This is a genomic window from Bacillus cereus group sp. BfR-BA-01453, assembly GCF_022662915.1.
Taxonomy (GTDB): Bacteria; Bacillota; Bacilli; order Bacillales; family Bacillaceae_G; genus Bacillus_A; species Bacillus_A paranthracis.
In genome coordinates, this window is the sequence record NZ_JAKUEN010000014.1 from 25,155 (window position 1) to 39,240 (window position 14,086).

Below are 14,086 nucleotides of genomic sequence, written 5' to 3' on the forward strand. Positions count from 1 at the left end.
TCACCTACCGTCTCATCTTTGGATCTAACGCATCACGAAGTGCATCACCAAGTAAATTAATGGATACAACTGTTATAAAGATTGCAAAACCAGGCGGAATCCATAACCACGGACGCTTTTGAAAATCAATTAATGAGTTCGCTGCGCTAATCATATTCCCCCATGATGGTGTAGGTGGGACAACGCCGAGACCTAAGTAGCTTAGTGCGGACTCTCCTAAAATAGAACCTGCAACGCCTAATGTGGATACAACAATTAATATTGGTAAAACATTGGGAATTAAGTGATATATAATTTTCCGGTAATCTTTTATCCCTAACACATCAGCAGCTTGCATAAACGCTTGCTCTCTAAGTGATAAAATTTGACCTCTTACAAGACGCGCAAGCCCCGGCCAACCTACTAAACTTAAAATAATCATAATGACATATAGACGATAATCAGATGGTACTTTCCACTCTGATAAAATCGCTCCCATTATAATAAGTAACGGTAATCCTGGCATCGACATTAAAATATCGGCAAGACGCATAATAATATTATCAACGATGCCGCGATAAAATCCTGCAATAGCCCCTAATACAGCTCCTAATATCACTGATAAAACCATAGAAGCTAGGCCAATCGTTAATGAGATTCGTCCTGCTTGCATAAGCCTCGTTAAAATATCTCTTCCCAATTGATCTGTACCGAGCCAATGAGAAAAACTAGGTGGTTTGTTAATTAACGTAACTTGTATTTTTCCTGATGCATACGGCGAAAAGAACGGACCGATAAAACAAAATATAAACATAAAAATTAATGCATACAATCCTACGAGCGCCATCTTATTTCTTTTTATCTTTTTAAGAGCTTGTCGCCATGGCGATGATTCATTTTTTCTTCTATTTTTTTCTTTCTTCTCTTTAATTACTGTAACAGTTTCCATCTCATTCCCCCCTTACTTCAACCGAATTCGCGGATCAACAACTGCATATACGATATCTGCGAAAAAGTTTGAAACGATTGTTAAACAAGAAAGAAACATCGTAAATGCCATCAATACTGTATAATCACGGAAATTTAGTGCTTCCAATTGAATACCGCCAATCCCTGGCCAGTTAAAAATTTGTTCAATAATAATCGCTCCAGAAAACAATCCAGGCAACTCAAACGCAAGCAATGTAATAGCCGGTAAAATGGCGTTTTTTAATGCATGTTTATAAATAACAGTCTTCTCTTTTAACCCTTTTGCTCGTGCCGTTCGTATGTAATCTTGTCTTACAACCTCTAACATACTCGTTCTAAAGTAGCGAGTTAATGAGCCCACACCAAGAAGAGTCAAAATAAATACCGGTAAAACCATATGCTTTGCAACTTCTATCACATAAGCGAATCCAGTTGAATTACTACCAACATCAATCATTCCACCTATTGGCAATAAATTAAGATCTACTGCGAACACCTTAATTAGAAACAGACCTATAAAAAATGAAGGAAATGACATTGCTGCAAAGATACCAATTGTTACAAGCTTATCGAATAAAGAATGTTGCTTCGTCGCTGAAAATACACCGATAATAAGTGCGATTAGCCAAATAAAAAACAATGCAACAATTGCTACAATAAAAGAGTTCCAAATAAATTTATTTAATAGTGATGTTACAGGTTCTTGATATTGAAGCGAAAAACCAAAGTCTCCTTGTAACGCATTACCTAGCCAGTGAAAATAGCGTTCAACAATTGGCTTATTTAATCCGTACAATTCCCGAAGCTCTTCCGCCCTTTGCGGTGTAATCTTAGGATTCGAATCAATATAATCACCTGGAAGAAGTGCAAACAGGAAGAAAATAACAACTGACGTTCCCAAAAGTGTAGGAATCATTTGTAACAACCTACGAACGATATACGTTTTCACCCTTTTTCTCTCCAATCTTATGCTTAAAATAGAAGAACATTTTTTCGAATCAGCCTATTACTAGCCGAATGAAAAAATGTCTTCTACTTATACATTCTTCTCGTTATTTTTCAATAGATAATACTGGTGAGTTTGAACTAATACTGTCATACTTCTCAGGATCAATTCCTTTAATGTTTCCATTGTAAGCTGTGATGACTCTACGATAATTTAATAAAATTACTGGTGGATCATCACTTAGTTCTTTATACAGTTCTTTGTAAATCGGTTTACGTTTCTCAATATCTACAGTTTCAATTCCTTTTTTAATTAATGCATCTACTTTTTCATTTTTATAACCTAAAGTATTATCATCACCTTCTGAGGAGTAACCACTTACAGTTTCACTTGGGTCTGTTGTAATTGGTGTTGCAACTGAAGCTAAATCATAATCGCCTTTTTTCACTTTTGACAGCATCGTATTGAAATCCATAAATTCAGGATTGAACTCAACACCTAATTCTTTATAGTTCTCTTTTGCTATCGGAATAAACAAATCACCGTCTTTTGCTGAACTTGCACCATAATACGTTAATTTAAGCTTTTGACCATCTTTTTCACGAATTCCGTCTGAACCAGCTTTCCATCCAGCTTCATCTAATAATTTCTTCGCCTTATCTAAGTTATATTCGTACTTATTAATCCCCTCTTCTGTATAAGCCCAAGATGTTGGATGAATTGGAACATTAGCTACTGTACCGTATCCTTTGAAAGCTGTATCTACATATTTTTTACGATCCAAACCATAAATAAGAGCTTGACGAACTTTCTTATCTTTTAAATACGGTTTTTTACTATTCATTCTTATATAACTAAATGAAGAAGCCGTCTCTATTTCAACATTTGCAAACTGCAAACTCTTCACTTGTTCTAAAATTTCATCCCCGTAACCTACTCCTGTATAATCTATCTCACCTGTTTGGAATAATTGGAATTTTGTATCTGGTGAAGTAATCTTATAAATAAAGTTTTGAATTTTTGGTTTACCTGCATAATAATTTTCATTTGCTGTAAAACGAACTTCCTGTCCTGGGATATATTTTTCAAACTTATATGGTCCCGCAGCTATCGGTTTCCCATATAACTCTTTTAAATAATCTAAACTAGTATTTTGCTTATATTCTTTTCCATAATAAGCTTTTGATAATACTGGACCACCTAAAGCAATTAGCGCTTGTGAGTTAACTTTTTCAGTCGTAACTTTAATTGTTTGTGGATCAACAACTTGAATTCCTTCAATAGACGTCGCTTTTCCTTCTTTATATTCCTTACCACCTTTAATTGCATATTGTGAAATATCATCGCCACCTTCATAAGCTTTATCATGTAGAAGTGATAATGTAAATGCTACATCATCAGCAGTTAATGGCGATCCATCACTAAATTTCAAGTCTTTGCGTAAATGAAATGTATATGTTAATTGGTCTGAAGAGACATCCCATTTCTCGGCAAGATCTGGTATAGGTTTCCCTTGTTTATCTGTTGTAACAAGAGAGGCGAAAATAACCGATGTCACATTGCCATCCCAACCGTTCTCTTGAAAGTAAGGTAGGAAAACTCCCCCCGGCTTTGAGATACCAGAAATAAACGTATCTTTTCTATTTTTCGCCTTATCAGGTACTTTCGTCTTATCTGTAGCCGCAATTTTTTCAACTTTTATATTTTTTAAATCCTGCTGTTTAACCGGTTCTGTAGAAGCCGTATCTTCCTGTCCCCCACAAGCAGATAACACAAGCGAACTACTCAGTAATACCGAAAATACACCAGCCCATTTTTTTGTCTTTTTTTTCATTGTCCCCACCCTAACTTTTTAATAGTTATACCCTTTGAACTTATTAGCTTATGTATGCCTCCCACAGCACATTTATAGCCAATCGGAAAAGTCGGTTTTAATCGTAAAAAAATAGATGTTTTTGAGGGGTAACAATCCTATTCCGACTTTTCCGGTAGACTTTATGGTTATTAGCTTATATCGTTCGTTATGTTTTGTCAATTCTTTCTAAATAAATATTTTGAGAATTTTTAAAAATTATTGTTCTATCTTCAATTTAGGCAATCTTAGCAAGATACCGTTATAGTTGAATGCGCGCATTATGTGCAGACACAACCTTGCTATTAAACATGTCAATCATTCCCTTTTAATTCATATAAAAAATTAAAAATTCACTTCTATTCGTTCCGTATGAAACATAGAATACTAATAACCAATTACCAAAAAGGGGGCGAAAACATGGACAACCTATTCCAATACGTCCTTCACTACGTATTATTAACAATTATGATAGTTGGGGCGCTATTACTATTCCCGTTCTTCCCAAAGTTCGTCCTCTTTTTAGCTTTTTTTATGATGCTCGGGATAGCTATTATCATTTCAACAAGAGAAGATACGACACAAAAAGAAAACAGAGTTCAGCGTGTAAAGCTGTAACTCTGTTTTTTTCAGTCGTAACGTATTCTTGTTAAACTAATTATGAAAAAGACTCCTGCAAATAAAATGAGTATACCAATATATCCTCCTACATCTGCCAATGTACCTCCCCTTACAATTAACTCCGTAAAGCCACGCATCGCCCAAGTTTGCGGAACAAAATTTGCTGCCGTCTGCATCCATGCTGGTTCAATTTCAATTGGCCAATACAGGCCACCAATCATGCATGTTGAAATCACAACGATATTACCTAATGCAGACTGTTGTTCTGTTGTTTTCACGATACTTGCTAATAATAAGGCTAGACCAATGACAGCTAATAATAATACGGAAACGAGTATCATAACCCCTAACAAATTTCCCCACTGCACATTAAATAAGGAATGCGTTAATATCATTAGAACACCAAATTGAATCCATCCTATTAAGAAGAATGAAAGGATATATCCCGTTAGTATTTGAACTTTTGAAACTGGCGCTTCTAATAAACGAGACCAAACACCAAGTTGTCTAGCTTTCAAAATAGTCCCCGTCGCACTTAACATAACAATCATAACGAATAGAATTGAAAAGCCTGCCGCTCGCCCTGTAACGTTATTTAACTTTTGATCATCATGTGAAATTGACTCTTTTTGAATCGAAGCAGGTTCTACTTTTGTATAAATTTCTTTATACATAGGTTCCCACGAAGCGTTACTTTTCTTCTCAAAATCTCTCGCTGCACTAACTTCTATCTCCATTTTTTTTAATGCACTTGCCAATACTTGCTCTACAGAAGTTCCACCAGTAAAATCAGCACTAGCTTGAAACTGAATATTTTCTACCCTTCCATCTAACATATTCTTTTGAAAGTCTTTCGGAATAAGAACTATGCCGGATGATTTTTTGTTTTCAATCTTCTGTTTGCCTTCCTTATACGTTACCTTCTCTATAGAAATTAAGTCACTTTTCTTTATGTCCTCGTAATACTTGTTAGATAATACAGAACCATCTTCATCTACTAAGCTAACATTTACTTTCTTATTCCCACTTCCACCTAAAAGTCCGCCGAAAATGAGTGTAAAAATAATAGGCATTCCAAACATAAGTATATAACTTTGTGGTTTTATTAAAATTTGTTTTAACTCTAGCCAACAAAGTGCCCAAACCTTCTTCATCATTTCTCCCTCCTATCTCGTACGTAAACGTAATGTCCCTATCATAACGGAGACAATTCCTGCACCACATAAACTAAAAATAACAGGGAGTAACACATCCCAAGATGTTCCCGACATAATATTTAAAAAGCTTGTAAGTGCCCATTTATTCGGAGCAACATTCGCAATGGTTTGAAGTGTATCAGGGAATACGTAGATTGGTAACATCGATCCTCCTAATATAGCGAGTATTTGAATACCGATTCCTCCCATTACATCTGCCGTTTTTTCCTCACGAATAAAAGCGGCAATTAACATAGATAAACCCGAAACACAAATTGCATAAGACATTCCCACCGCTACTATTTGAGATAAGTCTCCGCCCCATTCCACATGAAACATAAAGTGTGTAGCAACTATAAATATCCCAAATTGTATACAAGCAAATAATAATGTACCTAAAAACTTCCCGAATAAAATTGAAAATGAACTCGTCGGTGTACTGAACAAACGCGCCAACGTCTCAGTTCGTTGCTCTGTTACAACTGACTTTGCACCTACTGTTATGTTATATAGTAAAAACATGACTAACATCGCTGCGGCATAATATTGCATCGCTGCAACTGTTTTTTTACCTATCGTTCCTTTTTCAATGTTATCTGCACCCGAAGTTGCTACTGTTTGTAAATCTCCACTTACTTCTTTTGCAACTTGTTCCACATTACTATGCTGAGAATTTGCTAATTCCGTCACAACACTTTTAGTAGATACCGCAACTGTTTGAACACGCTCTGAAAAAGAGCGGACCATTGATTCAGCGATTTTGGCTTGTATATCTTTTGATGGGTCTATAAACACCTTTGGTTCTTTTAATTTTCCATCTTGTACTTGTTCGCTCCATTTATTCGGGATGACGATTCCCACATCGATTTTCTTTTCCTTTAACATATCTTCAAGCTCTTCCTGAGAATTAACTATCTTTACTTTCACATCATCTTTTAATTCTTTAGATTGCAATACGTCTTTTTGAAAGACATCTGCAAACTCATCATTTCCTACTTGATAATAGCCAATCACTGTTTTGGGTAGTCCACCATTATCAAATATATTACTTAACGCTGAACCTAAAATCGCTGTTAATAAAAGCGGCATAATTAACATCATCATAAATCCGCGCCGATCAATTAAACGTATTTTTAAATCTTTCCATGCAATAATAAAACTTTTCATCTCGCACTAACCTCCTTAATCACGAAGTGAACGTCCTGTTAATTGTAAAAAGAGTGCCTCTAAATTCGGTTCTTGCACTTCAAGCTTTAAAATTTGAGCGTTGTTCTCCACAACTACTGACACAACTGTACCAATGGACTCGCCACCATTTAGCCCAATATCAATCGTACTATTATCTTCATCAAAAATAATTCGTTCAACAACAGAGAGTGCTTTCAACTTTTGTAGCAGTTCCGTACTATAACGATTTAATTGCAATCTCACTATAAACCCATCCGCCAGACGATTACATAGTTCCCTTTTCGTTCCTAATGCAATTACCTTTCCATGATCAACAATTGCAATTCTTTCACATAAATACTCTACTTCTTCCATGTAATGACTCGTATAAATAACTGTCATCCCTTTTTCATTTAACTTTTTAACAGTCTCTAAAATATGGTTTCTCGATTGCGGATCAATCCCAACTGTCGGTTCATCCATAATTAACAACTCTGGCTCATGCATAAGTGCTGCACCAATATTAATACGCCTTTTCATTCCACCTGAAAATGTTTCAATTTTATCTTTTTCACGGTCCTGTAAACCGACGTAAGCTAATACTTCCTCCGCTCGCTCTTTTGCAATTTTTCCATTTAAACCATACATTTTCCCCCAAAAAACCAAATTTTCCTTCGCTGAAAGTGTTGGATAGAGCGCAATGTCTTGTGGAACAATACCAATTTTCTTTTTCGCCTCTAATGGATATTCTTTTACTGATTTCCCACCAACTTTTATATCACCACTGTCGTATGAAATTAACCCGCAAATCATTGATATCGTCGTTGATTTTCCCGCACCATTTGGACCAAGCAATCCAAATGTTTCCCCTTTCTTCACCTCAAAAGAAACATTCTTTATGATTTCCTTCTTACCAAATGATTTCGTAATATGATCTATGACTAACATACTGATTCAGCCCCTTTGCATTCATCTACACTTTCATTGTAGAAAAATTCCTTCTTCTCTCCATCATCCTTGAGATAGAAATACAAAATAAAAAAGCAGCAAATTCTGCTGCTTTTTCACACTTATATATGCCAAAAGTCATGTGTACATCGTGATGCCATACCTTACTGCGTATATGGCTGCTTGCGTTCGATCTCTCAGTTCTAACTTACTAATTAAATTAGAAACATGATTCTTAACAGTTCCCTCTGTAATAAATAACTTTTCCGCAATCTCTTTATTATTTAACCCAAGTCCAATTTCCCTTAAAACATCTACTTCTCGCTCAGTTAATTGCGCTAATTGTTCTGGTGTGGTGCACTCTACTGCTACTTTTGTCTTTTTTAATTCTTTTATGATTTGCGCTGTTATATCCTGAGGAAGCACAGCCCCTCCACTATGCACCGTTAAAATTGCTTGAGCGATTGCATCTGTCTCCATGTCCTTCAATAAATAACCACTTGCTCCTTGCTCCAATGCTTCAAAGATAAGCTCACTATCACTAAAAGTCGTCAACATAAGTACCTTTATATGAGGGAACTGTTCTCTAACTAAACGTGTTCCTTCAACACCATTCATACGTGGCATCCGAATATCCATCAAAATAATTTCAGGATGTAACTCTTTCACCTTTTGTATCACTTCGTCTCCATCTGTAGCAGTTCCCACTACTTCAAGTTCCTGACGTAAATTTAATAACATCGCTAAACCATCACGAATGAGTGATTGATCATCAACAATCATAATCCGAATCATACAGTTCCCCCTATTAACCACGTTTTCTCCTGAAGTGGAAATTCAATCTGTAACCGAAAGCCTTTTTCTATCTCACTCTCAAATTGAATAGTTCCACCATGTTCCTCTACTCGTTCTCTCATATTAAGTAAACCAAAACCTGGGCTTACCTCGTTAACTCCCACGCCATTATCCAAAATACATAGTTTAACTTTTTTCGCCGAACAAGTTAAACTCACTTCACATAAAGTCGCCTTGCCGTGCCGCTTTGCATTTGTTAAAGACTCTTGCATAACCCGGAGCAGTGTAGGCTGTAGTGACAGCGGAATCACAACCGGATCTCCTTGTAATTGAAACGATACTTGTACTTTCGTCGCTTTAGAATATCCATGTAACATTTCACGCATATTCTCTATTATGTTCCCTAGTTTACCTTCTTCTTTTAAGGCATGTACAGACGCTCTCACCTCTTGAAGTGATTTCCTGGCTAGCCCATGACATGTATGTAAAACCTCTTCCGTAGCGTCCGACTTTTGTTTCCACAAAGCCTCTGCCAGTTGTAATTGGACAAGTAAAGCTGTCATATTATGACCGACAGTATCATGAATTTCTCGGGCAATATCATTTCGCTCTCGAACGGCTGTCAATTCTTCTACCTCTTTGGCATATAGACGTAATTGTTCATGCGCTTCTTTTAGAGCTGTATGAGACAATGTCAATTCCTCATATTGCTCATCTACCATTTTCCGAGCAGCTGTAAGTTTTTTTATTAAACTTCCAGCTAAAGCACTAAAAACGATGAACATAAAATTAATGGCATTACTCTCCAATTCTAAACTACCTGTATGTTGATACGCATGTAATATATTTATAAACCAACAAAGAAAGAAAAAAGTAATAAAAAAGTACATCATACTTCTACGAAATTCATGAATAAATAGCCCTACTGCATCAATTCCAAATATAATTAAATATAAACATGTCTCGGGAAATAAAAAACCTAATAAAGCTGTGACTATCCCATTTGCTAATAGTGTATAAAAAACAAGTTTTTTACCTCCATTCACTTTTACTAGCAAAATATGATTCACAATATAAATAAAAAGTGCTGTACCCACAAAAAATTGCAAATGTGCTGTTTCACGTGAAACATGGTTTGCATAAACAAAACAAATCATGACGATTGTAACAATTCGCGCGTATCCTAACATAAAATTCTCCTCACATTTTAATAACCTAAAGTGCATCTCTTCATTATAATAACAAGAAAATTATACCAATTACTTCTCTTTCCTTACACAAAAAAAAAGCAAGCCCCCCTCAAAACATGAGAAAACAACTTGCTCTTTCATTCTAATCTCTTTACTCCATGATATTCTCTAAAGCATTATATAACTCCGCTCGTAACAACTCTTTCTTCGTTTTTTCTTCATACAATTGTTCAAGCATTTCAACATCAACTACTTGTTCCATCTTACACTCAAGCGTATATATATCTTCTTCAACATGCATTAACTCGGTTTCAATCTCCTCAATATTCCTAACTTCTTTCTTTTTTACAGGGACTGTTTCAATATTTTTTCTTCCTTGGCGTTGCTGCTTTATCACTTGCGTCTCGAGCTTTTCCTCCCACTTTTGACGCGCCCATGCATAGTTCCCTGCAAACTCAAATAATTTACGCTCATCAATCCAATACGTCTTTTCAAATAACTTATTTAAAAAATAACGATCATGTGAAACAGCTAAAATCGTTCCATTATATTGTTCAAGAGCTTCCTCTAAAACTTCTCTTGATTCAATGTCGAGATGATTTGTCGGCTCATCTAAAATTAAAAAATTGATATCTTGATACATAAGTTGTGCAAGTCTTAACCTCATTTTTTCTCCACCGCTCAGTTGCGTTACTTTCTTAAACACCGCTGGACCATAAAATAAAAACTTAGCTAATATATGTCTCGCTTCTCCCTCTGTTACAGCTACACATTCCCTGAAAGCCTCCAATACGTTACTCTTCATATTTCCGTACGCATGCTGGGATAAATAACCGATTTTCACACTACTTCCAATTCGAATTTCTCCAGCGTCTGGTTCTATTTCTTCTAATAATAACTTTAATAGCGTTGTCTTTCCTGTACCATTACGACCAACAATAGCTGCACGCTCTTGAAAACGAACATGTAAGTTTGCTTCGTTAAATAAAAGATGTTCCGCAAACCCTTTACTCACTTCTTTCATTACAACAACATCTTTTCCACTTCTCTCTTGCCCTTCAAACTGAAGTCCCATTTGTTTTCGTTCTAAAATAGGTTTCTTTAGTTTTTCCATACGTTCCAGTGCACGTTCCATACTTCTCGCTCTCTTATGCAATCCTTCATTCGGAGGATTCGCCTGATTTGCCCATTCACGTAGTCGCTTAATTGCTTCTTTCATTTTCTTTATTTTCTTTTGCTGTTCTTGATAAGCCTGAAACTCCTGAAGCAACCTTTCTTCCTTCTCTTCAACAAACCGAGAATAGTTTGTATGATACACGTTAATCTCTCCATCTTCTAAATCAAAGATCTTCGTTACAACTTCATCAAGGAAATAGCGATCATGTGAAATAACCATAACTGTTCCGTTGTATTCTTTTAAAAATTGCTCTAACCATTCGACTGCAAATAAATCTAAATGATTGGTTGGTTCATCTAATAAAAGTAAATCTGGTTTCTGCAACAACATGTATGCAAGGCTTACTTTTGTTTGTTCCCCACCACTTATCTCCACAAATGATCGTGGGAATAGTTCTGTCACCTGTAAACCATTTGCTACCTTCATAATGTTCGCTTCGATTTCATAACCACCAAGAAACGCAAACTTTTCTTGGATGATTCCGTATCTTTCCATTAATTTTTGTAAAACAGAAGATTCCTGTTCTTCCGCCATATCTTTTTCTAAAGTACGCATTTCTCTTTCTAATTCCTTTTCTATTTTAAAAGCGGAACTCAATACTTCATATACAGTCATACTCTCATCAAATTTCGGAATTTGTGCCACATGACCAATACGTGTACCTTTCTTCATATGAATGGCCCCTGCATCCAAACTTTCCATTCCAGTTAAAAGCTGAAAGATTGTTGTCTTCCCGCTACCGTTACGACCAACTAATCCAACACGTTCACCATTCTTTATTTCAAGCGATATATTTTCAAATATGATGTTTCCACCAAAAGATTTCGTTACATTATTTACACTACAAATTGTCATTTTCCGTACTCCTTTCAATATAAAAAACCATGGGAAAGAAACATTCCCCATGGTTTTCGGCATAGAAAAAGGAAGCTAAATAGCTCCCTTTTCACACGTTTATTAAAAATGGGTGAAGAGATTTCTATCGTTCTATAGCTACTATGCAATTGTTAAAAAAGGACAGACGTATCCCGTTAACAACTACATCATGAAAAATCGCACGACAAAAATAGATAAAATCTAAAAATTTGGCACGTGCAGCTAAAGAACGTTTCATCTCATTCACCTCTTTCGTACGGAATTTAATACTTACTTCTTTATTATACTTTCCCATTTCATGTTTGAATAGTCATTTTTCTGAAAATAATGAAGATAGACTAAACATTTCAATAAGTGACATCAAATCTTACAAAACTGTTATGTTCACGTAATGGAAAGCGATAGTACGAAAAGATGCCTCCCTATACAATAAAGATGTAAACAAGAGAGACAACAAAAGGAGGAAACAATCATGATGAAAGAAATCGTAAAAGCAATCTTTGAGGTATTAGTGAACGGACAAGCAGTTGTAAAAGAACTAAATGAACTATAAAAAGGAGTGAAAGAATATGATGAACATGGTAAAAATGATTTTACACGCTCTAGTTGATGCAAAAGCAGTTAGCCAAGAATTAAACCAACAATAAAAAAGGGGTAAACGAATATGAAGAAAGCCATTATTGTCATCGCAAGTACAGCAATTGCCTTATACACAATAAAAAATAGAAAAAAGAAGCATAATAAAAACGATTTATATTATCCATACACATTATTAAAGAAAAAATAAAAGACAAGGTACCCTATCTTAATGAGGATATCTTGTCTTTTATTTTTTATATTCCCTTTAAAGGATTTTCTTCTCCTTTTCCCGAATATATTAAGCGGGATTTTTACACATATTTTAAAGGGGCATATATACAAATGGATACACAACAACTATACTTTTTAAACGATATCGGCAAACAAAAACCAGAAAGCATCCGGAATAGAAGCGCTGCATGTCCTTTTTGTGACAGAGAAAATTTAACCGATATTTTAGCAACTGAAGGCTCAATTATTTGGCTAAAAAACAAATTTCCTACATTAAAAGATACATTTCAAACGGTGTTAATCGAAGCAGATAATTGTGAAGATCATATTGCGACATATACAGAAGAACATATGCGATCGTTAATCCGTTTCTCCATTAAACATTGGTTAGATTTACAGAAGAATGAAGAATTCACATCTGTAATTTTATACAAAAATCATGGTCCATTCTCAGGTGGAAGTTTGCATCATGCACACATGCAGATTATTGGAATGAAATATGTAAACTACCTCGATAACGTAGAACACGACAACTTCCAAGGAGTAATTGTACAAAAGAACGAACACATTGAACTCAATATCTCAGATCGTCCTATTATCGGTTTTACTGAATTTAATATCATTATTGAAGATATTGGATGCATAGATGAACTAGCAACTTATATTCAGCAAACTGTACGTTACATACTGACAGATTTCCATAAAGGATGTAGTAGTTATAACTTATTCTTCTATTACTTAAACGGAAAAATCATTTGTAAAGTTGTTCCTAGGTTTGTCGTTTCACCATTGTATGTAGGGTATAAAATACCGCAAGTTTCCACCAAACTAGAAGACGTGAAAATACAACTAGCAGCATATTTCACAAAACAAAACGACGCGATTATCCACAAAAAATAGAGTAGGTATCAAAAACCTACTCTTTAATTACACCTTTATTTCGATAGTACACATCTTCTAATCCGATGTTATACTTCATATTATTATCCGTCCACTCTGTCCCTAAATTCCCTGGCCACCCAGATGTATTTGCTATATATTTTAGTAATGCAAAATCCGTCAAACCTTTTTGCACCCCGCGCTTATATCCTTTCATTAAATGCGGCATTGCAATTTTCGCGTTTGTACGTGGATCTTTTAGCTCATCATCCGTTAAATGATCCGGCGCAAGTCCACCACCGCGATGCAATTGAAACAATCCGAATGAAGTTCCGTTATCTCCAACACTTCTTGGATTTAAACGGCTTTCATGTTCGGCAATTGTAAGAGGTATCCATTCTGGAAGATTGACTTTCTTTGCTTCCTCTATAATAATTTGTTTCATCTGTTTTGCTTCTTCTGAGTCAACATAGCTTGTCTCATTTACTAATTTGCCCATTCCTTCAGACTTTCCTTGGAAATATAAGTACACCCCAAGAACAACTAAAAATCCTACAAAGAATTTCTTCACTACCTCTACCTCTTTCTCCGCTGAAATTTGTCCCCTTTCAGCCTTCTTCCCTTTACAATTACCCACATCCTATCATTCTCTTACTCTTTTATCATAGCAAATAACTATAC

At 35.5% G+C, this 14,086-nt stretch carries 14 protein-coding genes and 1 pseudogene; 3 read left to right on the top strand and 12 right to left on the bottom strand.

Features of this window, described 5'->3' with window-relative positions:
* Positions 1-4 precede the first annotated feature (4 nt).
* The 4 genes and pseudogenes from opp4C to MR070_RS27160 form a co-directional block, all read right to left on the bottom strand.
* Positions 5-928 carry an oligopeptide ABC transporter permease gene (gene opp4C, locus MR070_RS21820; protein WP_000451073.1) on the bottom strand — a complete coding sequence of 308 codons (924 nt, stop codon included), beginning with the start codon at positions 926-928 and terminating at the stop codon, positions 5-7.
* A gap of 12 nt (positions 929-940) precedes the next feature.
* A complete protein-coding gene (locus MR070_RS21825; protein ID WP_000860750.1) occupies positions 941-1,897 on the bottom strand; it encodes an ABC transporter permease in 957 nt (318 codons plus the stop codon).
* 103 nt (positions 1,898-2,000) lie between these two features.
* Entirely contained in the window at positions 2,001-3,728 is a 1,728-nt protein-coding gene (locus tag MR070_RS21830) for an ABC transporter substrate-binding protein (RefSeq protein WP_000730684.1), read from the bottom strand.
* Between the two features lie 237 nt (positions 3,729-3,965).
* Positions 3,966-4,068 (bottom strand): annotated as a pseudogene (locus MR070_RS27160) (peptide ABC transporter substrate-binding protein).
* Positions 4,069-4,166: 98 nt separating this feature from the next.
* Here MR070_RS27160 and MR070_RS21835 point away from each other — a divergent pair.
* Positions 4,167-4,364 (top strand): hypothetical protein, encoded by a 198-nt coding sequence (locus MR070_RS21835; protein WP_000369262.1) that lies wholly within the window; start codon positions 4,167-4,169, stop codon positions 4,362-4,364.
* 11 nt (positions 4,365-4,375) lie between these two features.
* Here MR070_RS21835 and MR070_RS21840 read toward each other — a convergent pair whose 3' ends face one another.
* The 7 genes from MR070_RS21840 to MR070_RS21870 form a co-directional block, all read right to left on the bottom strand.
* Positions 4,376-5,521: an ABC transporter permease gene (locus MR070_RS21840; protein ID WP_044790874.1), complete on the bottom strand. Its 1,146-nt coding sequence runs from the start codon at positions 5,519-5,521 to the stop codon at positions 4,376-4,378.
* Positions 5,522-5,533: 12 nt separating this feature from the next.
* Positions 5,534-6,730: an ABC transporter permease gene (locus tag MR070_RS21845; RefSeq protein ID WP_000834534.1), complete on the bottom strand. Its 1,197-nt coding sequence runs from the start codon at positions 6,728-6,730 to the stop codon at positions 5,534-5,536.
* A gap of 15 nt (positions 6,731-6,745) precedes the next feature.
* Positions 6,746-7,678 (bottom strand): ABC transporter ATP-binding protein, encoded by a 933-nt coding sequence (locus tag MR070_RS21850; RefSeq protein ID WP_044790876.1) that lies wholly within the window; start codon positions 7,676-7,678, stop codon positions 6,746-6,748.
* A 138-nt stretch (positions 7,679-7,816) separates the two neighbouring features.
* Complete coding sequence (locus MR070_RS21855; RefSeq protein WP_000619343.1) at positions 7,817-8,473, bottom strand: response regulator; 657 nt, start codon at positions 8,471-8,473, stop codon at positions 7,817-7,819.
* Positions 8,470-9,663 (bottom strand): sensor histidine kinase, encoded by a 1,194-nt coding sequence (locus tag MR070_RS21860; protein WP_097851537.1) that lies wholly within the window; start codon positions 9,661-9,663, stop codon positions 8,470-8,472. The genes MR070_RS21855 and MR070_RS21860 overlap by 4 nt, the downstream gene beginning before the upstream one ends.
* A gap of 151 nt (positions 9,664-9,814) precedes the next feature.
* On the bottom strand, positions 9,815-11,695 hold the full coding sequence (gene abc-f / locus MR070_RS21865; RefSeq protein WP_242261998.1) for a ribosomal protection-like ABC-F family protein: 1,881 nt from the start codon (positions 11,693-11,695) through the stop codon (positions 9,815-9,817).
* A gap of 124 nt (positions 11,696-11,819) precedes the next feature.
* A complete protein-coding gene (locus MR070_RS21870; RefSeq protein ID WP_000830642.1) occupies positions 11,820-11,954 on the bottom strand; it encodes an RAxF-45 family protein in 135 nt (44 codons plus the stop codon).
* Positions 11,955-12,380: 426 nt separating this feature from the next.
* Between MR070_RS21870 and MR070_RS21875 the strand changes: the two genes are divergently transcribed.
* Both MR070_RS21875 and MR070_RS21880 read left to right on the top strand, forming a co-directional pair.
* Positions 12,381-12,503 carry a hypothetical protein gene (locus MR070_RS21875; RefSeq protein ID WP_000709145.1) on the top strand — a complete coding sequence of 41 codons (123 nt, stop codon included), beginning with the start codon at positions 12,381-12,383 and terminating at the stop codon, positions 12,501-12,503.
* Positions 12,504-12,637: 134 nt separating this feature from the next.
* Positions 12,638-13,426 carry a DUF4931 domain-containing protein gene (locus MR070_RS21880; protein ID WP_242261999.1) on the top strand — a complete coding sequence of 263 codons (789 nt, stop codon included), beginning with the start codon at positions 12,638-12,640 and terminating at the stop codon, positions 13,424-13,426.
* Between the two features lie 16 nt (positions 13,427-13,442).
* Here MR070_RS21880 and MR070_RS21885 read toward each other — a convergent pair whose 3' ends face one another.
* On the bottom strand, positions 13,443-13,976 hold the full coding sequence (locus tag MR070_RS21885; protein WP_242262000.1) for a transglycosylase SLT domain-containing protein: 534 nt from the start codon (positions 13,974-13,976) through the stop codon (positions 13,443-13,445).
* Positions 13,977-14,086: the final 110 nt, after the last annotated feature.